Consider the following 22,571-nt stretch of genomic DNA (forward strand, 5'->3'; position numbering starts at 1 on the left):
AATGAATCGATTTAAAATATACCTTTCCCTCTTGGCCCTGACCGTGCTGGCGGCTTGCAGCGACAGCCTGCTCGACAAAAAACCGGTGGATTTGCTGACCGCCGAGCAGGTTTTCAACAGTCCGGAGGCCGTGGAAGCGTATTTCGCAACGCTCTACAAAGATTTGCCCGTCGAAGATTTCAGCTACTGCAACGGCCGGTTTGGCGAGTTTCCGGGCAACGGCGACGGCTACACCGCCAACTGGACCTGGGAAACCACCTCTTCGACCAACGCCCAGAACAACGACGAAAACTGGGGCAAGCTCTACCGCGCCATTCGCAACGTCAATACCTTTATCAAAGAGATTGAAACCGTAAGCCTCCCCGAAGCGACCAAAAAAGCCTACGTGGCCGAAGCCCGGTTTGTGCGCGCCTACTACTACCAGGAACTGGTGAAATACTGGGGCGGGGTGCCGATTCTGCTCGAACCACAAACCGTGGCCGGCAGCAACACCCAGGCGCTGAACCTGCCGCGCAGCAAGGAAGTCGAAGTCTGGGACCTGGTAAAAACGGACCTGGATTATGCAGCCGCCAACCTCCCCGCGACCAGCGTTTACGGACGGGCCAACAAATACGTCGCCCTGGCGCTGCTCTCCCGGACAATGTTGCACGCCGGTTCCATCGCCAAATTCGGAACGGTGCAGCTTGACGGTTTGGTCGGTATTGAGGCTTCCAAAGCCAATACGTACCTCCAGGCGGCTTACGATGCGGCCAAAACCATCATCACCGACGGCAAATACAGCCTCTTCAATAAGTATCCGACCGATAAGGTGCAGAATTTCCAGCTGCTGTTTTACGAATTGCAGGGCAATCCCGAAGCGATTTTCTGCAAAGGCTGGGATTACGAATCGACTCGTCGGACCCACTCGCAGGATTTGATGGCCCTGCCCGAAGCCATCCGCTCGCCGATCGGGTACGCCAACCGCCTGACGCCCACCCTGGAGATGGTCGAACGGTTCGATTACGTCGATGGGTCACCCGGTACATTGAACATCGGGACACCCGGGGCGTATGTCCACTACAAAAACCCGCAGGATGTCTTCAAAAACAAAGATCCCCGGTTTTTCGGCTCGGTCATTTCTACCGGTAGCGCGTTTAAGGGCGTCGAAATCACCGGCCAGCGGGGCGTCATTGCCAATGGCGTGCGCTACAACGGCACAGCTCTCAACCAGTATTTCGACCTCGACAAGAAGCAGATTGTGGCCAACCCGACGTCCAATTCGGTGCGGGCCACGGGCAATTCCAACAACGGTGCCGTGACGTTCTGGCTGAAAAAATGGCTCGACCCCAACCGCCCCGCCAACCTCTGCGTCGACTGGAGTTCGGAAACCGACTGGCTCGACATGCGGCTAGGCGAAGTGCTGCTGAATTACGCCGAAGCGGCTTTTGAGCTCGGTAAACCCGCCAGCGAAGCCCTGGACGCCATCAACCAGCTCCGCACCCGGGCGGGCGTTGCGCTCCACAAAACCATCGACCGCGACAAAATCCGCCGGGAACGGAGCGTCGAACTGGCCTTTGAAAACCGTACGTTCTGGGATCTGCGTCGCTGGCGCACGCTGACCACCGAGTTCAGCGGCTGGATTCCGAGCGGTTTGTACATCTACTACGACGTCGACGCGAAAGATTATGTCTTCGAACGGACGCCCAACGGAGACAGCAAAACGTACCAGGAACGCGATTATTACTTCCAGATTCCGGGAGGTGAACGCAGCAAAGCGGGCTCTTTATTAGGCAACGGCAATCCCGGTTATTAACCAGCAACAACCCATGAAGTCGATCAAACTTATTTATATGCTCCCTCTCCTGCTCGGCGCGGTTTTCAGTGGCTGCCAGAGCTGGGACAATTTTGTGGCCCCGGATTCGGGCGTGTACGGCAAACTGGCTGATGCCGAAACCAACCAGGCGCTTGAACTCCGGCAACCCGGTGGCGGCACCGTCCGGTTTATTCAGTGGGACAAGGCCAAATACCCGAATCCCGGCACGACGGACATCGAAATCAAGGCCAACGGCGAATTTGCGGCCACGCAGTTTTTTGCCGGAACCTACAAAGCCTTCCCGCGCGACGGTGCGTTTCTGTACCAGCCCGCCGACTCGGCGACGGTGCAGTTGAACGCCGGGGACCGGACGGAGCTGAACTTCAAGGTGACGCCCTTCTACCGGATTTCGGCCACCGTCTCCGACAGCACCTTTACCTACACGATCACGAAACCGGCCGCCAACACGACCACCAAGATTTCGCAGATCATTTTCATGGTCAACGACTACGCGATCGTCAACGAAAGCATCAGTTCCAATGCGTCCGGGTATTTCATCAACCTTTGGCGGCAGGACATCCCCGGCAGCACCCCCGACGCCAGCCTGCTCGGCGTTCCCCGAACGTTTTCCTTTAAATGGGCCGACACGCATCTGAAGAAAGGCGAGTACTATTTCCGGGTCGGCGTCCGAACCACGGCCGTCGCCAAATACAATTACAGCCCGGTCATCAAAGCCACCGTGCGCTGACGGTTTTCAACAATCGGATCTCTTTTGGTCTGCCAGCCCCCGGTTAAAACCGGGGGTCAATCAGGGTGGGCCGTTTTCATCAAACCATTCGTACGGCTCTTATGCTTTCCCGACCCAAAAAGGAAAACGTATGCCTTCATTCTGTAATTTACGGGTAAAATTGTGATTCCTGACCCCATGAAAAACCGTATCTGGGTCGCCAGTGTGCTGGCGGCCTCCGCGCTGGTGATGACCTGCCAGGTTTCCCGCCAAACGGCACCGTCGCAAACCGCCAACTCGGAAAGCATTCCCCGCAGTTCGAACGAAACCGCTGTTCCCGCCTTTACGGCTAATCCGTCGCCCGCCCACCTGACGCCCGAACAAAGCCTCAAATCGTTCCGGCTGCCGAAAGGGTACCACCTCGAACTGGTCGCCAGCGAACCGATGATTCACGAACCGGTTGCCATTGCCTGGGACGGCAACGCCCGGATGTACGTCGCCGAGATGGATACCTACATGCAGGACGTGGACGGCACCAACGAACACGCGCCGATCAGCCGGGTGAAACTGCTGGAAGACACCGACGGCGACGGCAAGATGGACAAAAGCACGGTGTTTATCGACAAGCTGCTGCTGCCCCGGATGCTACTCTGCGTCGGCCACGAACTGCTCGTCAACGAAACCGATACGTACGACATTCACAGTTACAAGGACACGAACGGCGACGGCGTAGCCGATGAGAAAAAACCGGTATTTGTGTTGGGCAAAAAAGCGCCCGGCAACCTCGAACACCAGCGCAGCGGACTCGACTGGAACCTCGACAACTGGATTTACGTCACCGTCGATCCGATCCGGTTTCGTTACACGAACGGTGTTCTGAAAGCCGACTCAATTCCGAGCGGTTCGGGCGGGCAGTGGGGCCTGACGCATGACGATTACGGTCGGCTTTTCTTCTCCTCGGCGGGGGGCGAAGTGCCGGCCCTGGGTTTTCAGATCAACCCGATTTACGGCCGCATGGAACTGCCCGACCAGTATTCGCAGGAATTCAACGCGGTTTGGCCAATCATCAAAACCCCGGACATTCAGGGTGGCGTGCAGCGCATCCGACCCGCCGACACCACGCTCAACCACTTCACGGCCAGTTGCGGTCAAGTTGTTTTTCGCGGGAATCGACTACCGGCCGATTTGAACGGGGATTTACTGATCTCCGAACCCGTCGGCCGCTTGATTCGCCGGGCCAAAGTCATTCATAAAGCGGGCAAAACGATGCTCGAGAATGCCTACCAGAACGAAGAGTTTATTGCCTCGACAGACATGAATTTCCGGGTGGTCAACATGTACACCGGCCCTGACGGTTGCCTGTATCTGGTGGACATGAACCGGGGCATTATTCAGGAAGGCAACTGGACGAAGCCCGACAGCTACCTCCGCCCGCAGATTACGCGATTGGGGCTGGACAAAAACATCCAGCACGGCCGGATTTACCGGCTGGTCCATGACGAACTGAAACCGGGACCGATGCCCAAATTGCTCGACGAATCCGGCAGCAAACTGGTGACCTACCTGAACCATCCGAACGGCTGGTGGCGCGACAACGCTCAGAAAGAATTGATCGTGCGCAACGACCAATCCGTGGTTCCGGCTCTGAAAGCGCGGGCTGCCGATCCAACGAACACCGCCCTGGGCCGTATCCACGCGCTCTGGACGCTCGAAGGATTGAATGCGCTGGATAAAACCGTTGTGCTGAACGCCCTGACGGATTCCGACGAGCAAGTTCGGCGGACGGCGGTCCGGCTGACAGAACCGTATCTGAAACAAAACGACGCGCCACTTCTCGCCCGATTGAGTGAGCTGAAAACCGATCCGAGCGCCGAGGTCCGCACCCAGTTGATTCTGTCGCTGTCGTACAGCGCGGTCCCCCAGGCCAAAACACTGGCGCAGGAAACGATCACCTCCGCCCCCACCCTCGACATGCTGGCCCGGGCGCAGCGCAGCCTGGACCGGAACGAGGACGTGAAGAAATTCGGGCGAAAATTGGGCAGCCTGGACGAACAGGCCCGGAAGCTGGTGCTCAACGGCGCGACCATTTACAAATCGCTCTGTACAACCTGCCACGGCCCCGAAGGCAAAGGGCTGGACAGCAAAGTGGCTCCCCCGCTGGTCAATTCGCAGCGGCTCCGGGGACGGAGCCGGGACGTGCCCATCCGGATTCTGCTGCACGGTTTGTCCGGTCCGATCGACGGCCAGACCTACCCCGACATGATGCCGCCGATGGGTGCCAACGACGACGAATGGATTGCGTCCGTGCTGAGTTACATCCGGTACGAGTTTGCCCCCTCCGGCAATCCCGCCATCCGGCCCGCCGAAGTGAAAGCCGTGCGCGACCAAACCACCGGACGCGAGAAAACCTGGACGCTGGACGAATTGATCAAACCGGGTGGCCGGTAAGCGAATCGGATCATTAGAATACCAAGCCCCTGTAGTCACTCAAAAACCACACAGCCTTATTTTCTAAGCAACAATTGTCCGGGCTCTCCTTCCCTCTTCCGGGTAGGGTGCCTATTGGCCAAACGTTATCCAGACTTCCGTATGAAAAACCGTTCGTTTCTACTGTTACCCTTTTTTATCTTTTTGATCCTGAATGCAAAAAGCCGGGCACAAACCGCTCCTGAAGCCCGCTACGACGAGACGGGCTGCTTATACACCAGCTACAAAGGACTGGTCATGGCGGGCTACCAGGGCTGGTTTGCGGCCCAGGGCGATGCCTCCGACCGGGGCTGGCACCACTACCAGAAACGCGGCAAATTCGAGCCCGGTTTTGCCTCCATCGACTTCTGGCCGGATGTAAAGGAATACCCAACGACCTATAAAACTGCCTTCCAGTACGCCAACGGCGACGCGGCTCACGTCTACAGCCCGTACGACGAATCCAGTGTCGATCTGCATTTCAAATGGATGAAAGAGTACGGCATCGACGGGGTTTTCATGCAGCGGTTTCTGGCCGAGATCAAGTCGGAGAAGGGCAAACGGCATTTCAACAAGGTGCTGGAAAATGCGCTGAAAGCATCCCGAAAATACGGCCGGGCCATCAGCATCATGTACGACCTGAGCGGCTCCAACTCCGCTGACCTGGAGTTGCTGGTAAAAGACTGGGAGGAATTGCAGCAGACCTTTTCGCTTTTCGACAACAAAAAACACCCGGGCTACCTGCGGCACAACGGCAAACCGTTGCTGGCGATCTGGGGCGTGGGGTTCAACGACGGACGAAAATACACCATCGCCGACATGCAGACGCTGGTCGAAAAGGTAAAAGGACCAACGAAAAAAACGGCCATTCTGCTCGGCGTGCCCTACTACTGGCGGACGATGACGAAGGATACCGAACCCTCCGACCAGCTGCATCCGCTGATCAAAAGTGCCGACGTGATCATGCCCTGGGCCGTGGGACGCTACAACCCGACCTCCTACCCGACGGTTTCCGGCAACACGCTGGCGGGTGATATCGAATGGTGCACAGCCAATAACATCACCTACGTGCCGCTGGTGTTTCCCGGCTTCAGCTGGGGTAATCTGAAGAATGTCCCTAACCTCTACAACCAGATTCCGCGGCTAAAAGGCGACTTTCTGTGGCAGCAGGTGGCTGGGGCCAGACAGGTCGGGGCCGAAAGCCTGTACGTGGCCATGTTTGACGAAGTAGACGAAGGCACGGCCATTTTCAAAACCAAAAAAGAAGGCGAACTACCGCTCAACGGCAACGGCCGGTTCGTCGGGATCGAACCCGATCTGGGCTCGGATTACTACCTCTGGCTTACCGGTCAGGCGGCTCACTGGTTTCACGGCAGGAAAGGCTACGGCCCCCGGAAACCGACGCGCTAACGGCATCTCTGCTACATAGCCCGAAGCCAATTTTACCGTTTCAATTTTTCCGCATTGTTTTTCTTCTTTACCATTCTGGCTTGTGGCCCCACCCAACCGATTGGATTCCTGCAATTAATTTAAAAAAAAGTACTACTCCCTCTTGATTTTCTCGTGCATACTCTTCTATCTTTGCCAACACTAACTTAGTGCGTTAAGTGTTATGCAAAAAAACATTCGCTGGCTAATCGTTTTCCTGCTTTTCATCGCAACGGGCCTGAGTTTCCTGGACCGCCAGGTTCTCTCCATCGCCATTCTGAAAATTCAGGAAGAATTTAAGATTACGGATGTGGAATATGGCATGGTCAACACCAGCTTTCTGATCAGCTACGCACTGATGTTTACTCTCGGCGGCTGGCTCATCGACCGCATGGGGGGCAAAATTGGTCTGGCCTTATCGGTTGGTTTATGGTCGGTAGCTAACAGCTTACACGCGGTCATGACAAACTTTACGCAACTGCTGACCTTCCGGTTTTTACTCGGCATGGGTGAAGGCGGGTGTTTTCCGGGCGCGGCCTGGACGGTTTTTCGCTGGTTTGACAAAAAGGAAAGGGCCCTGGCCAACGGGATTTCCATTGGTGGCGCGGCCATCGGCGCGGTTGTAGCGCCCCCTCTTACCATCTGGCTTTCGACCAATTACGGCTGGCGGGGCGGTTTTCTGATCCCGGGCCTGATCGGCATTGCCTGGGTCGCCGTATGGCTGTTGATTCCCTGGAACAAGGAGGCAATGGCTGATGAAATACCCGCCAAACCGACCCCATCGGAAAGAGTATCGTTCCTGGAACTGCTCAATAAACAACCAACCTGGGTGTTTATTATCGTCCGTTTCCTGCTCGACCCGGTTTTTTATTTCATGATGTTCTGGATCCCCAAATACCTGAGTTCCGTGCGGAATGTCTCTTTTGAGCAAATTGGCAATCTCTTTTGGATCCCGTTTCTGGCCCTGGGCATTTCCAATATTCTCGGTGGCTGGTTTTCCGGCCAACTCATTGCGCGTGGTTTTTCCATTAATAAAGCGCGAAAAACGGTCATGGGCATTGCGGCTCTGCTCACCCTGACGGCGCCCGCCATCGAGTGGGTATCTTCGGTTTCCGTAGCCATTTCGCTCATGGCAGTTTTTATGTTCGCCCACGGTTTCTGGATCACTAACTACATTACCGCCATCTCGGATATGTTTGGGCACAAAGCCACGTCGACGGTGGTTGGCTTATCGGGCACGGCGGGGGCAGTATCGGGCCTCCTGCTGAATCCGCTGATGGGTTTTGTCATTGAAAACTACTCCTACCGGCCGCTCTGGATTGCTTCGGGGCTGCTGTATCCGTTCGCTTTTTTGCTGTTTATCTGGTTGATTCCCAAGGTTAAACCTCTATTCGAGAACGTTCAACCAGCTATTCGAGAGCAGGAAATCAGCCATCCTGACAATCCGCGATTTTAATGACCCGATTTGAGCATTCGATAGCCCCCTTGGCTTCCTCCAAGGGTATACTGAATCCATATCATTTTTCACTTAGTGCGTTAACAGAAAACTACGATACATAAATCTACCGATATGACCTCTAAAACTCTGAGTGAAGTAGCTTCGACCAATGGTGCAATGACCAGCAAACGAAAAAAAACACGGCCACGAATCGGTGTGTTTGGGGTAGGCTACTTTAAGTATTGGAGCCAATTTGACGGTTTGCTCGACGACATGATGCAAAAACAAGCGGTTTTGATTCAAAAAATTGAAGCCTTTGATTCAGCCGAAATTGTCGATTTTGGCCTGGTCGACGATGCCACGAAAGCCTACGAAATGGTGCCCAAGCTCCAGGCGGCCAACCTGGATCTGATTTTCTGTGACATGCTCACCTACGCCACGTCCAGTACGTTTGGGGTGATCATCAAAAGCATCGACGTTCCGATTGTGCTCGTGGCGCTTCAGCCCGACAAGGCAATGGATTACAGCCGGGCCTCGACGTACATGCAGCTGTACAATGACGACATCTGCTCGTTGCCCGAGTTTGCCGGCGTAGCCGTTCGGATGGGCAAAAAAGTACCCCAGATCATCCTGGGTACGCTCCACGACGATCCGGCTGCGGACGCCGAAATTGAAGAATACTGCCGGATTGCTGCGGTCTTGCACGATCTGAAAACATCCCGGATCGGCCATATCGGTCACCCCATCGAAGCGATGCTCGACATGCATTCGGACTCCACGATGCTGACAGCCCACTTCGGACCGCACATTGTACAATGCGAAGCGCACGAAATCGTAACGCAGTACCAGAAAGCAACCGAAGCAGAAATCGATGCCGTCAAAGAGCGCATCCTGGCGTATTTCGACACGCCCGACCCGGTTTCTGACCCAATCTCCGAGAAGCTGCGCGAATCGGATCTTTACATTGCAGCCCGGGCGGCTGTGGCGCTGGAGAAATTCATCCAGACCAAAAAACTGGACGGGTTGGCGTATTATTACGATGGCCCCGACGACAGCGATACGCGGGTTGTGATGTCGAACCTGATCGTCGGTAATTCGCTTCTCCAGGGGGCTGGCTTTCCCATGTGTGGCGAATCAGACCTGAAAACCTGTATTGCCATGCTCATCATGGAACGGCTGGGCATTGGCGGCAGTTTCGCGGAGTTTCACCCGGTTGACTTCAAAGAAGACTTTGTACTGGTTGGCCACGACGGGCCGCATAACATCGCCATTGCCGACGGACAACCTGTGCTGCGCAGCCTGAAAAAATACCACGGCAAACCCGGTTTTGGCGCGGGCGTTGAATTCAAGATCAAGCAGGGACCAATCACGATGCTGAGCATCAGCTCCACCTTCGACGGAAAAATGAAATTTGTCATTGCCGAAGGCGAATCGCTCGCCGGACCGATCCCCCCCACGGGAAATACCAACACCCGCGGTTTTTTCAAACCCGACGTCCGGACGTTCCTCAAACGCTGGATCAAGGAGGGGCCCACGCATCACTTTGCCCTGGGAGTTGGCCATCACGCCCAAACGATTCAGAAAATAGCTGATTATCTGAAGATTGAATCCGTCATTATCAACTAGATGAACCCAGGATTTTAACGTTTCTAAACCCTCTTTTTTATGAATGATTATCTATTCCATCACCTGCGGCTGCTGGTGATCGCCACCCTATTGAGCGTGCTGGCTTTTCCAGCCATCGTGACCGCGCAGTCAACAAAAGTGACCATCAGTGGTAAAGTTACGGCCGAAGAAGATGCCGAAGCACTGGTGGGTGCCACCGTTACGGAAAAAGGAACCACCAACGGTACGACTACTGATCCGGAAGGAAATTACAAACTGACGGTTTCGCCCAACGCTACACTCGTCGTTAGCTTTATCGGTTACGCTCCCCAGGAAGTTACGATTAGTAACCGTTCGGCCATCAATGTTGCCTTAAAAACCGACCAGCAGCAGTTGCAAGATGTGGTAGTGGTTGGTTACGGAACGCAGCGCAAGAAGGATTTGACTGGCTCCATCGTTAATTTGTCCAGCCAGGATTTGGTACCGGTCCCTTCCGCCACGAGCGTCGATCAAATGATGCAGGGGAAAGTAGCCGGGGTGCAGATCACCCAGACATCGGGAGCACCGGGTGGCAATGTTAACGTGGTCATTCGCGGAATTAGCTCCATTACGGGTGGGAACTCGCCGTTGTATGTAGTAGACGGCTACGCCATCGGGACCGGCGGTGGGGGCTCGGACCTGAGTTCGTTTGCGTCCAGCTCTTACTCCGCCAGCGGTATTACGAGCAGCAGCGGGACCCAGCGAATCAATCCCTTAAGTACCATCAACCCGGCAGATATTGAGTCCATCCAGGTGCTGAAAGATGCGTCGGCCACGGCTATTTACGGATCACGCGGAGCCAACGGGGTGGTCATCATTACAACCAAACGCGGCAAGCAGGGCAAACCCACCATCAGCTTTGAGCATTCGACCGGTATTCAGCAGCTGGCCAAAAAGCTGGACCTGATGACACCCCAGCAATACGCTGAGTACGTCGCTGAGGGCCGCGACAACGCCTGGGTATTTGGGGGCGGCAAAGCCACCGACCCTAACAACGTCCGCAGCACCGCCACCCAGGTAAAACCCGGTTTTCGGAACCCGGAGCAATTCGCAAACTCTGGCTACGGCACCGACTGGCAGGATGTTATTTTCCAGACGGGCTTGGTTCAGAATTACCAGCTATCGGCCAGCGGAACCAGCCGGGATGTGGGCTATTACGTTTCAGGCGGTTTCTATGATCAGAAAGGCATCATCATCGGTTCCGATTTCACCAAATTTACCCTCCGTACAAACATCGACGCTCAACTTAGCCCACGGCTGAAACTGGGCGCGTCGTTCTCGGGCGCTCACTCCTACGGCAACTTTGCCCGCGCGGAAGGCCATTTACAGCACCGGGGACTAATTTCGGCTGCACTCGCCAGCGATCCCACAATTCCGATCTACGACGCCAACGGAAATTTCTACTCCGAATTCTCCGACCCAACCGGCATTCCGGTTGAACACCCGTTGATCATTGCCGCCGAATTTTCGGATAAACGCAACAATACCAACGTGTTCACCAATAATTATCTGCAATACGAGATCGCCAACGGTTTGATTTTCAAAACCTCCATCGGCGTCAATTATTCCAACAACATCACCCGGCTGTGGAAATCGTCGAAAGTTGGGCTGGCCACCAGCCGCAACGGAGCCGCTACGGCGGGGGTAACGGAAACCAAAAGCCTGAACTGGCTGAACGAAAACACCTTAAACTACCGCCATCGGTACGGCGACAAGCACGAACTCGACGCCTTGATTGGTTACACCGTTCAGAAAAACACTGACGAAATTCTCCAGGCCGGCGCTTCCGACTTCCCGACCGACTACGTGCCGTATCTGGCCGCCGGGGCCGTAACGTCCGGTACCAACTACAAAAGTGAATGGTCGATGCTGTCGTGGCTGGCGCGGGTCAATTATACGCTGGCGGGCAAATACCTTTTCACGGCTACCATCCGGCAAGACGGCAGTTCGCGGTTTGGTCGGCAGAACCGTTGGGGAACATTTCCGTCGTTCTCGGCCGCTTATCGCCTGTCCGACGAGGAGTTCATGAAACCGGTTTCGTTTGTGAGCGATCTGAAAATCCGGGCTAGCTACGGGATTTCGGGTAACAACCTGATTCCAAACTACGCCAGTCTGGGGGTGTTGGGCATCTCGCGCCATGTTTCGGGCGGCAACGTGATTTCGGGGGTCGTTCCCAGCAGCCTGGCCAACGATGTGCTGACCTGGGAGCAATCGGTGCAAACCAACCTGGGACTTGATCTGGCCCTGTTCAACAACCGCCTTTCGTTTGTTTTCGACGCCTACCGGACCTACAAAAAGAACCTGCTTCTGAACGTGATTCTGCCAGCGGCATCGGGCTTTGGCAGTTCCCTGCAAAACATCGGTGAGGTGGAAAACAAAGGTCTTGAACTCACCATCAACTCGGAAAACATCCGCAAGGGTGGTTTCCAGTGGACCACGGATTTCAACATCAGTTGGAACCGGAACAAAGTCCTGGCGCTCAATTCCGAAACGGCCCGGATTCAAACGTCCGATTATCAGGTAGCGGAGGTGGGTTACCCAATTTCCAGCTTCCGGCTCCTCAATATTCTGGGTGTGTTCCAAACGCAGGAAGAAGTGAACGCCAGTCCGAAGCAACACCCTCGCGTCCAACCCGGCGATTACCGGTTTGAAGATGCCGACGGAAACGGAGCCATCAACCAGTCGGACCGCACCATCGTCGGAACGCCCTGGCCCGATTTCACCTGGGGTTTGGGCAACCGTTTCTCTTATAAGGGATTATCGTTGAACATCAGCCTGAATGGTTCGCAGGGCAACGAAATTTATTTTCAGGGTGGCGAGGTTTCGCTCAATGGAGCCGGGGTGCAAAATCAGTTGCGCATCATGGCCGACCGCTGGCGTTCGGAAACCAGCCCCGGATCGGGTGAGTTCTCCCGCGCCATCCGGAACGATTATGCGTTTGGCTTCACCGCCGGAACAACCAAGTACCTCTTTGACGGGTCGTTTGTCCGCATCCGGAATGTCAACCTGGCCTACGCATTTCCCCAACCGCTGGTGACCAAACTGAAAATGCAGGCCATCTCGGTATACCTGGACGCCACAAACCTGTACACGTTCACCAAATATCCAGGCTATGATCCGGAAGGCTCCACTACGGGTGACAACATTGCCCGGAGCGGAATCGACTTCTTCGCTTACCCGAACCCCCGTACGTTTACCATCGGTTTACGAGCGACCTTCTAACCTGTATTTCCGTCATGAAAAAGAAAATATGTTTCCTGCTCATCCTTGCCGCAACGGTTTCGTCCTGTAAGGATTTTCTGGCCTTAACACCCGAACACCAGATCAGCGATCAAACGTTCTACAAAACACAGAATGACTTTGAAACGGCTCTGCTGGGGGTTTACAGTACGTTTCGGGGTTTGTTCAGCACCAGTACAGTTTTGTACATGACCGAACTAACGACCGACAACACCGAAATTCAGTGGTCGTCGCCTTCCGCCAACGAGATGCAGATGGACCAGAACGCCGTCGTCTCCACCAACGGATTTATACAGGGAACCTGGAACACGTGCCTGTATACCATTTCGCGCAGCAACGCCATTATCAACCGGATTGACGCGATCGATTTTGACCAGGCAACGAAAGACCGGATCAAAGGGGAAGCCAAGTTTCTTCGGGCCTACAGCTATTTTTACCTGGTTCGCTTGTTTGGCAATGTGCCCCTGATCCAGCAGGAGTTTAGTAGCCCGGCCCAGGTTGCCGCAGCCGATCTGACGCTAAAACCGAGCGCGCAGATTTACGAAGAAATTCTGCGGGATTTATCCGAAGCTGAAACCTTACTACCGGCGGCTCTCAACAACGACCGCACCCGCGCATCGCGCTCAACGGTAAAAGCCGTGCTGGGAAAAGTCTATTTGACGCTGAAAAATTACGATCAGGCGGCCGCTAAATTAAAAGAAGTGATCGACGCCCGGCAGTATTCGCTGGTGGCCGACTATCGAACGCTGTTTACCAACGGCAATAACAACCTGACGGAATCGATTTTTGAGATTCAATTCGTGTCCGGACGCAGCATTGGCAATAATTATTCGGCCCTGTTTACGCCCGCCATCACCAGCATGGCAATTTTCCAGAACAACTTGCAGGGATCCGGCCGTATTGTTCCGACCCGGGATATTATTCGCTCGTACGAACCCGGCGATGTTCGAAAAACCGCATCAACCAGCGATTCCGTAACGCTCATCAATGGCCGGAAATCCTACAGTCCCTACGGGTTGAAATTCGTGGATTTCCGGGCTATCGACCTCTCCGATGGCAGTGTCACCTTCACGCAGCTTCGTTACGCCGACGTGTTACTGATGTACGCCGAAGTCCTGAACGAACAGGGTAAAACCACCGAGGCTCTTCCCTTTATCAATCAGATTCGTAAACGAGTAGGCCTCGCTGATCTGACGGGATTAAATCAGGCCGCTTTGCGACTGGCCATTGAGAAGGAACGTCGGTTTGAGTTTTTGTACGAGGGCCAACGCTGGTTTGATCTGGTCCGGACGGGGCGGGCGCAAACCGTGTTGAATGCGCACTTTGCCAGTCAGAATCTGTCGTTCAGACTCGATGATTTCGAGCTAATTTTCCCGATTCCGCAAAACGAAGTCGATCTAAATCCGACCACCATCAAGCAGAATCCGGGGTATTGATATTTTTGAAAAGCTATTTCGCAGAGTTTAGCGGAGATTAAATGAGTAACGCCGAGTTCTCTGCTAAACTCTATAAAACTCCGCGAAACTCGCGAAAAACTCATTTTGAAATGCGCCCAATCATCCTCCTAACCTTATTCCTGTGCGGTTTTGTATCTCTAGAAACCCCAAACCTCGACAACTCCACCCTGAAGGGAAAGCCGTTCAACAACATTACGCTGGAAGCTTCGCTCAAACCGTTCAAGAAGAACGACAAGGCTTATATTCAGCAGGTTGCCACCGAGCTTTTTACCCAGTGGCACGCCTTGCTGCGGCATACCGATACGGTTTCGGTGATGCTCTGGACGTCCGATGGCTCGGAGATTCTTGACTACAAGGGCGATCTGAAGCAGTCACTGGAATGGGCAAGGTACATCGGCAACCCGAACACGGCACACGAGGTGGGTTCGGGCCCGAAAGACTTATCGCTGCACGAACGGGCGTATCTGTACATGGAAAATCCGCCCGCCTTTACCTACGGTGATCTGAAATACATTATTCAAACGCTCAAAGAAACCGGTCGGAAAATTACCGGCAAACCTGTCCTGATCGGCGCTACCTTCGACCCCGGTCCGGAGTTTGCCAAGTCGGAGTTCAAGTACAAAAAACACCCCGAGATCCTGGGCGGCAACGCGATGGGGCATAAGTCGTTTGTGAGTTGCTATTCAACCCTGAACGCGGATTCAGACTCCTACGCTGGTTTTCCGAAAGGCATTCCGGCCAATACGCCGTTCGGTACGTTTTTCGGTCGGCAAAGCCAGCATTTTCTGAAGGATTTGGGCTACGATTACATCTGGTTCAGCAACGGTTTTGGCTTCGGGGTTGAAGGCTGGTCGTCGACGGGTGCCACCTTTACGGGCAAGGAATTTCTGCCGGAAAAACTGGCCAGCACCAAGAATTTGATCGCGGACTTCTGGAAACTGTTTCGGAAAGAATGCCCTGAGTACCAAATTCAGACGCGCGGCACCAACCTTTCCACTGGGGCGGATCTGGCGCGGGATGGCGTCGATCTCAAGCAGATTTACCACGGAAACTACAACATGCTGCCTCCGCCCAATTCGCCCTGGGCTGCCCTCGACGGTGATTTTGGGTTGGAATTAGTCGGATACATGTCGCGCATGGCCGAACTGCCCGACGAACGGTATCTGTTCCGCTATTACACCCACGATCCGTGGTGGGTCAACAGCCCGTGGATGGATCGGTACGGTCAGGAACCCCACGATATTTATTTACCGATGGCCGTGGCCCGCATCAACGCCAAAGGCGAAATCCGGCTGCCGACCCACCTGAATTTCCTGACGGCGGATAACTCGTACGGCGAACTGCCCACGCAGGTGCCCGACGAAGTAACTCCCCACATTCTGAAAGCCCGGTACGACGCCCCCACGGCGCCGGGGCCGCTGGTTTGGGTTTATCCGTTCGATGAATACCACGACTGGGCCTACAAACAACCGGAACGGCTTTCAGAAATTTATTACGGCGACTGGCTGATTCGTCAGGCCATCAACAACGGTTTTCCGCTCAATACCGTTATTTCCACCGGCTCCTTTCAGAAGGTCCTGGCTGCTCAACCGGCGTATTTCAACCAGTCAATACTGGTTAGCATTGTGCCCGAAGCGGGTTCGGCACAGGAAAAAGCACTGATCCGTTTCGTGGAAAACGGCGGCAAACTGCTGGTTTACGGGCCCGCCGATCACGCCGGGACGGCTTTTCTGAATTTACTCAACCTGCAAAACGGCAAGCCCATCGAAGGGGAATTTCAGATCAATTCATCCATTACCCTGGATCAGCTCACCAAACCATATCCTACTAAAATCGTACATCAGACGCTTTTTTCGGGTGGTGGAGTGGCGACGCAGGTGAAAAACAAAGCCGATAAGGAAACCAGGGTGCTGGCCAAAATGACGCAGGGCAGCAACGAGCGGGATGTGGTGTGGGTTCGCACAAAAACCGACTGGAAAGGCGGTCAAGTGGCCTATGTACGCGGTACCAACTCCAGCAAATTCACGGGGGGAAAACTGCTGACGCCGGATGATCCCGAACAGCTGTTCACCGGGCCGCTGCTGATGCGGTACGTGCTCAAGGAATTTGGTCTGGATTACCGGATCGACAAACGAAATCCGGGCGTAAAAAATCCGGTGCTGGCTATTTCGCGGGGTAGCAACGGTTTTTTTCTGTCGGGGTATTGCCCCAATACAACGCTCACTCACCGGTTCAGGATGCCACAGGGCGCTCCCCTGCTGACGGGCTACGAAACAGAACTGGAGAAAGGGTATTCTGTGTACAACCTGCCCAAAGCCTGGCACCGCGAAAGCCGGTTTTTCGTCGAGCAACCCGAGGGTATCGTGTCGTGCCAGGAAATGACCTCGGGGGTACAGCGGATGAAGCGCTGCGTCCGGCTGACGGGCCTCAAAAACGCGACGGTTCGGATTTACCCGGACGACGACGTGACGGATGCGGGTCTGCACGTTTACACCAACGTCAATTATCCGTGGAAAAGCGGCAAAACGGCGTTCAAAGCCGGTGATTCGAAATGGGGCAAACACTACGTCGTCGAAAACGTGACCGGGACGCTGACCGCGTTCTGGTAATTCTTTTGCCGAACCCAATCCTGACATCCGGCTCAAGGTTTGGGTTTGGTTGGTATTAGACCTACTTGTCGACTCCTAAACCTCCTGTTATGAAATTCCTATCCTCCCTGCTGGGTTTCGGATTAACGGTTCTGTTGCTTTCCTGCAATAAGCCTGAAGCCGAAACCGTGAGCTACGCGACCTTACAAGAAAACTTTCAGAATCCGCCCATCTCGGCCCGACCTAAAGTATACTGGTGGTGGCTGAATGGCTACGTAGATACCCTACGGCTGAAGGAAGAGCTGGTAGCCATCAAAAACGCGGGTCTGGGCGGAGTGGATCTGTTTGAGATCGGTTTGCCACCGGCCAGTGATCCGAACGGGATTATTCCGGCGGGCCCGGCCTTCATGAGCGATGAGTCGGTTGAGAACATTCACTTGGCGATTCGGGAGGCCGGAAAGCTGGGCCTGGAAGTGGGCTTGAATATGGCCAGCAGTTGGAACGCGGGGGGCAGCTGGGTGAAACCCCAGCACGCAGCCAAAACCATTTACTACTCCAAAACTGAGCTTAAAACCGCCGGTACCCAGCCCTTAAAACTTCCCTTCCCAACTATTACCCCGGACAAAAAAGGCAAGCCACGGCCCATCCTTTACGGTCCGAACGGGAAACCAGCTTATTATGAGGAAATCGCCGTTATTGCCCTGCCCGCCGGTCAGACCGCAGCACTGGATACGGCAACCATCATCAATGTAACGGCCTTTTTCGATCCGAAAACCGAGCAGTTGAACTGGAAAGCACCGGCGGGTGCCTGGGATATTTACCGGTACATTTGCTCGAATTCGGGGGAACAACTGATTCGCCCAACGCCCAATTCGGTCGGCCCAATCATTGACCATTTCGATTCGACGGCCACCCGGATGCACGTCATGTACTTCATCGACCGGCTGAAGCCCCGGGTGGGCGATTTCAGTAAATCGGCGCTAAAAAACCTGTATCTGGCCAGTTACGAAGCCAAGGAATTTACCTGGACGCCCACGTTACCCGCAGCCTTTCGAGACCTGCACGGCTATGATCTTTATAAATTTCTGCCCGCCATTTTCAACAAGGAGTGGTATTCAACGGCCATGGCTGAGGCTTTTCAGTTTGATTTCAACAAAACCCTGTCGGAGTTGATGATCAACAACCATTACCGGAAATCGAAGGAAATCTGCAACGCCCACGGCTTGCAAATCATCTCGGAATCGGGTGGCCCCGGCCATTTGCACCACATTCCGGTTGAAACCCTCAAGGCGCTGGGGGCGCTGGACGTGCCACGGGGCGAATTCTGGTATAACCGGGAATTCTTTATGGAAAACGACAAGGATAGTCTGGTAGATATGATCTGGCTGGTGAAGGAAATCGCGGCCGCTTCGCACCTCTACAAACGCGGCATTGTCGAAGAAGAGTCATTCACGAGTTATTGGGACTGGCAGGAAGGTCCGTCTGACCTGAAAGTCATTGCCGACCGGGCGTTTTGCGAAGGAATGAACCGACTGGTGATTCACGGTTTCCCGCACAATCCGGCCGAAATGGGGCATCCGGGCATCGCCTATTTTGCCGGGACACACTACAACGACCGGAATACATGGTGGCCGAAAATCAAACCGTTCAACGACTATCTGAGCCGGATTTCGTACATCCTGCAAAAAACCACCTTTGTGGCCGATGTGCTGCATTATTACGGTGACAACGTTCCGAACCTGATTCCACCCAAAAATACCCGGTTTGTCGTCGGGCCGGGGTACGATTACGAAGTCATCAATACCGAGGTCCTGATGCGGGATTTGACCGTCGAAAACGGCGAATGGGTGCTGCCGGGCGTCGGACGATACAAGGTCCTGAGCATCGGAGCCGAAGGCCGAACTCCGCCGGAGGTACGCCAAAAGCTGGAAAAGTTAGCCGCGCAGGGGGCTAAACTGATTGACCGCAAACCGGCTTTGCCAACTTTACGAGAACTAAAGGTATTACCGGATTTCAGCTACGCCGACCAGAAAGCGGACCAGCGCGAAACGCCATTGGACCACATTCATTACCGGGCCGGTGAAGTGGATTTTTACCTAATCCGCAACACCACCAACCAGTGGGTTTCGCGCAATGGCTGGTTCCGGCAATCGGATAAGACCCCCGAAATCTGGGACCCAGTTACCGGCCAAACCGCTCCGGTGACGATCTATAAGCAACAGGAAGGACGCACCCAGTTGCCCATTTCGCTACCGCCCTACGGCTCTTATTTCGTGGTTTTTTCCAAAGAAAAGGCTCCAAATCATTACCAGGAAGTCAAGGGCCCCGGCCCAAATCCGCCCCATCTGGCGTTTAGTCCGAATGGGCTGGTGTTTCTGGAGAAAGGGTTGTTCGAACTAAAAAAAGAAAACGGGTTTGAGCAAATTGACAACAGCTTGCCCGCGGTAAGCCTGCAAGGGCCGTGGCAACTCACGTTCCCCAAAGGCTGGGGAGCACCCGAATCCGCAACCTTTCCCAAGCTCATTTCCTGGACGGAGTCCGACCAGAAAGGGATTCGCTATTTTTCCGGGACGGCTACCTACCAAAAAACGTTTGCGTACCAACCGGCCGTCAACGCAGCGCAAAATCAGCGCGTTTACCTCGATTTGGGCGACCTCTCGGAAGTAGGCGATGTATGGTTTAACAACCAGCCGTTGGGAATCAGGTGGACACCGCCTTATCGCTACGACATTACCGATCTGGTTAAGCCGGGAGACAATACACTACGGGTAGAAATCGCCAACACCTGGTCGAACCGGCTAACGGGCGACGCCATCACCGGCGAGAAGTTTACCAAAACCAACATTACCAAGGCGAACAAAAACCTGGTCCCCTGGGCCGAGCTACCCCTGATTAAGTCTGGATTGCTGGGACCGGTCACGATTCAAACGTTAAAAACCGTTCGATGAACATGATGGCCCTGACCAATCGCGTCCTTCCCTACCTGCTTGGCTTCGTTCTGCTGTTCTTGGCGGTTTCGGCACCGGGGCAAACCGTTACCAACCAATCAATCCGAAACGGTTTTCAAAACCCGCCCACGCAGGCCCGGCCCAAAACGTATTGGTGGTGGCTAAACGGACACGTCGATACAACCCAATTGAAAGTTGAAATCCGGGCGATGAAAGAAGCCGGGATCGGAGGTGTCGATATCTTTGACATTGGCGTTCCGGCGTACAACAACCCCGGCAACCTGGTAAAGGCGGGACCCGCCTTTATGGGCCCGGAATCCCTGAAAGCCATTGAAATGGTTCTGCGGGAAGCCAAGCGGCTCGGCATGGAAGTCGGCCTGAATTTGTCGAGCAGCTGGAATGCGGGCGGTAGCTGGATTACGCCCCAACACGCGGCCAAGTCGATTTACGTTTCGAAACAGATCGTTGCGGGTTCATCCGGTCAACCCATTCGGTTGGCCTTCCCCGCTATTCCGAAAACCGACGCCAAGGGAAAACCGCTCCTCATCCAATTCGGGGCGGATGGCAAACCGGTTTTTCACCAGGAAATTGCCGTTGTAGCCTTGCCGGTTGGGGAGTCGAACGGTTCTCTGGATACAACCCGAATTCTTTCGCTTTCCCGCTATTTTGATCCGAAAACCGAGCAGTTGAACTGGAAAGTTCCGGCCGGGAAATGGGAGGTTCACCGGTACGTTTGTTCCAATTCGGGCGAACCTTTGAAGCTGCCCAGCCCTAAGTCAATGGGCCCCATTATCGATCATTTTGATTCGTCGGCCACCCGGGCGCATTTCCAGTATTTCATCGACCAGCTTCAACCCCTGGTGGGTGACTTCCGGCAATCCGCTTTAAAAACCCTGTATCTGGCGAGTTACGAAGCCACCGGATTTGTCTGGACACCATCCCTGCCTGCGGCTTTTCGTAAACTAAACGGGTATTCCATCGATAAATTCCTGCCGATTCTTTTCGATAAAACCGTTCTAAATCCCGCGCAAACCGCCCGGTTTCGGCAGGATTTCAACCGAACGTTATCGGAGCTGATGATTCAGAACCACTACCGGAAAGGTCGGGAGATTGCGAATCAATACGGTTTACTGATCGCGTCGGAAGCAGGTGGCCCCGGTCCTCCGCTGCACAACGTGCCGGTTGAAACCCTCAAGGCACTGGGGGCGCTGGACGTGCCGCGCGGGGAGTTCTGGAGCCGGTACCATTATTACGATACCGACAGCGTAGACATCATGTGGCTGGTGAAGGAGGTGGCCGCAGCCGCCCATATTTACAAGCGCCGGATGGTGGAAGAAGAGTCGTTTACGAGTTTTCACCACTGGCAGGAAGGCCCGTTTGACCTTAAATCCATTGCGGACCGGGCGTTCTGCGAGGGCATGAACCGGGTGGTCATTCACGGGTTCAGCCACAACCCGGATGCGGGTATTTTTCCCGGTATCGTCTACGGGGCCGGAACGCACGTAAACACCCAGCAAACCTGGTGGTCGAAAGTCAAACCGTTCAACGAGTACCTGGGCCGGATTTCGCATGTCTTGCAAAACACGGATTTCGTGGCCGATGTACTCTATTATTACGGGGATGACGTTCCCAATTTCGTGCCGCCCAAAAATACCCGGTTTCGGGTGGGGCCGGGTTATGATTACGAAATCATCAACACGGACATTCTGCTCAACGACCTGAGCGTCAAAAACGGCAAATTAAGCTTGTCGAACGGTGCTACTTTCAGCGTGCTGGCGCTGGGTGGTACAGCGACCCTACCGCCCGCCATTTTGAAAAAACTGAACGAACTGGCCAGGAAAGGAGCGGTGATCAGTGGTCCTCGGTTTTCGGCAGAAATGCCGTTGGCGCACCTGAAAAAGCGAAACATCGGACCCGACTTTAGTTATCCCAATTCGGTCGACTCCACGCTCGATTATGTTCATTACCGGCAGCAGGACACGGATTATTACCTGATCCGAAACAACACGAATACGTGGTTTTCAACGAATTGCTCGTTCCGGCAAACGGGCAAAGCGCCGGAATTCTGGAACCCGGTTACGGGGGGCATCACGCCCATTTCGATTTATAAGCAGGAGCAGGACGAAACCCGCCTGCCATTGACCCTCGCGCCCTACGGTTCCTGTTTTATCGTTTTCAAAAAAGCCAAAGCCGCCCCGCGTTACAGCGGTTTTGCCGCGGCCCAATCGGTGCCTCCATTTGAGTATACCCCCACCGGCATCCGGTTTTTCCAGGCCGGGTCGTTTTCACTTCTGGGCCCAAACAAAGCCACCGGAAAACCGCTCAAGAGCGCTATCACTACCCAGGAGCTGACAGGTCCGTGGCAGATTTTTTTCCCAAAGAACTGGGGAGCACCCGCAGCCACCACCTTTCCCCGGCTGACCTCCTGGACGGACTCCGAAATCCCGGGAATCCGCTATTTTTCCGGCATTGGCACCTACCAGAAAACGTTTTCGTTTTCATCGCCCGTTGACTCCTTGCGCAACGAGCGGGTTTATTTAGATTTGGGGCAAATCTCGGAAATTGCCGATGTCTGGCTGAACGGTCAACACCTGGGCATCGCCTGGGCTGAACCGTATCGATTCGATATTACGAAGTACATAAAACCGGGGGAAAACACGCTGAAAGTGGAAGTTGCCAACACCTGGTCGAACCGGCTGACGGGCGACGCCATCACCGGAGAAACGTTCACCAAAACCAACGTATCCATCGGCTACAAAGGCACGCCCTGGAAACAGGTGCCCCTGATTCCATCGGGATTGCTCGGACCCGTAACCATTCAAACCTTAAAACAAACCCCGTAA

11 protein-coding genes are annotated in these 22,571 nt (G+C 54.5%); all 11 read left to right on the forward strand.

The genetic code is table 11. From position 1 onward, the window contains the following. Position 1 precedes the first annotated feature (1 nt). Positions 2–1,792, forward strand: a complete 1,791-nt coding sequence (locus ACYVH9_RS14720; protein WP_460637119.1) for a RagB/SusD family nutrient uptake outer membrane protein — start codon at positions 2–4, stop codon at positions 1,790–1,792. 13 nt (positions 1,793–1,805) lie between these two features. Continuing rightward, a complete protein-coding gene (locus ACYVH9_RS14725) occupies positions 1,806–2,540 on the forward strand; it encodes a DUF3823 domain-containing protein (RefSeq protein WP_460637120.1) in 735 nt (244 codons plus the stop codon). A 177-nt stretch (positions 2,541–2,717) separates the two neighbouring features. Beyond that, the gene (locus ACYVH9_RS14730) at positions 2,718–4,967 is read left to right on the forward strand and encodes a DUF7133 domain-containing protein (RefSeq protein ID WP_460637121.1); all 2,250 of its coding nucleotides are present in this window, start codon (positions 2,718–2,720) and stop codon (positions 4,965–4,967) included. Positions 4,968–5,108: 141 nt separating this feature from the next. After that, positions 5,109–6,395: a glycoside hydrolase family 71/99-like protein gene (locus ACYVH9_RS14735; RefSeq protein ID WP_460637122.1), complete on the forward strand. Its 1,287-nt coding sequence runs from the start codon at positions 5,109–5,111 to the stop codon at positions 6,393–6,395. Positions 6,396–6,597: 202 nt separating this feature from the next. Beyond that, the gene (locus ACYVH9_RS14740; protein ID WP_460637123.1) at positions 6,598–7,869 is read left to right on the forward strand and encodes an MFS transporter; all 1,272 of its coding nucleotides are present in this window, start codon (positions 6,598–6,600) and stop codon (positions 7,867–7,869) included. Positions 7,870–7,983: 114 nt separating this feature from the next. Further along, entirely contained in the window at positions 7,984–9,477 is a 1,494-nt protein-coding gene (locus ACYVH9_RS14745) for an L-fucose/L-arabinose isomerase family protein (RefSeq protein WP_460637124.1), read from the forward strand. Between the two features lie 39 nt (positions 9,478–9,516). Continuing rightward, positions 9,517–12,717: a SusC/RagA family TonB-linked outer membrane protein gene (locus tag ACYVH9_RS14750; protein ID WP_460637125.1), complete on the forward strand. Its 3,201-nt coding sequence runs from the start codon at positions 9,517–9,519 to the stop codon at positions 12,715–12,717. A 14-nt stretch (positions 12,718–12,731) separates the two neighbouring features. After that, positions 12,732–14,171, forward strand: coding sequence for a RagB/SusD family nutrient uptake outer membrane protein (locus tag ACYVH9_RS14755; protein ID WP_460637126.1), 1,440 nt, complete (start codon positions 12,732–12,734; stop codon positions 14,169–14,171). Positions 14,172–14,281: 110 nt separating this feature from the next. Then, positions 14,282–16,801 carry a hypothetical protein gene (locus tag ACYVH9_RS14760; protein WP_460637127.1) on the forward strand — a complete coding sequence of 840 codons (2,520 nt, stop codon included), beginning with the start codon at positions 14,282–14,284 and terminating at the stop codon, positions 16,799–16,801. An 89-nt stretch (positions 16,802–16,890) separates the two neighbouring features. Continuing rightward, on the forward strand, positions 16,891–19,728 hold the full coding sequence (locus ACYVH9_RS14765) for a glycosyl hydrolase (protein WP_460637128.1): 2,838 nt from the start codon (positions 16,891–16,893) through the stop codon (positions 19,726–19,728). Next, positions 19,725–22,571 (forward strand): glycosyl hydrolase, encoded by a 2,847-nt coding sequence (locus ACYVH9_RS14770; RefSeq protein ID WP_460637129.1) that lies wholly within the window; start codon positions 19,725–19,727, stop codon positions 22,569–22,571. The genes ACYVH9_RS14765 and ACYVH9_RS14770 overlap by 4 nt, the downstream gene beginning before the upstream one ends.

The organism is Larkinella harenae, assembly GCF_054780515.1.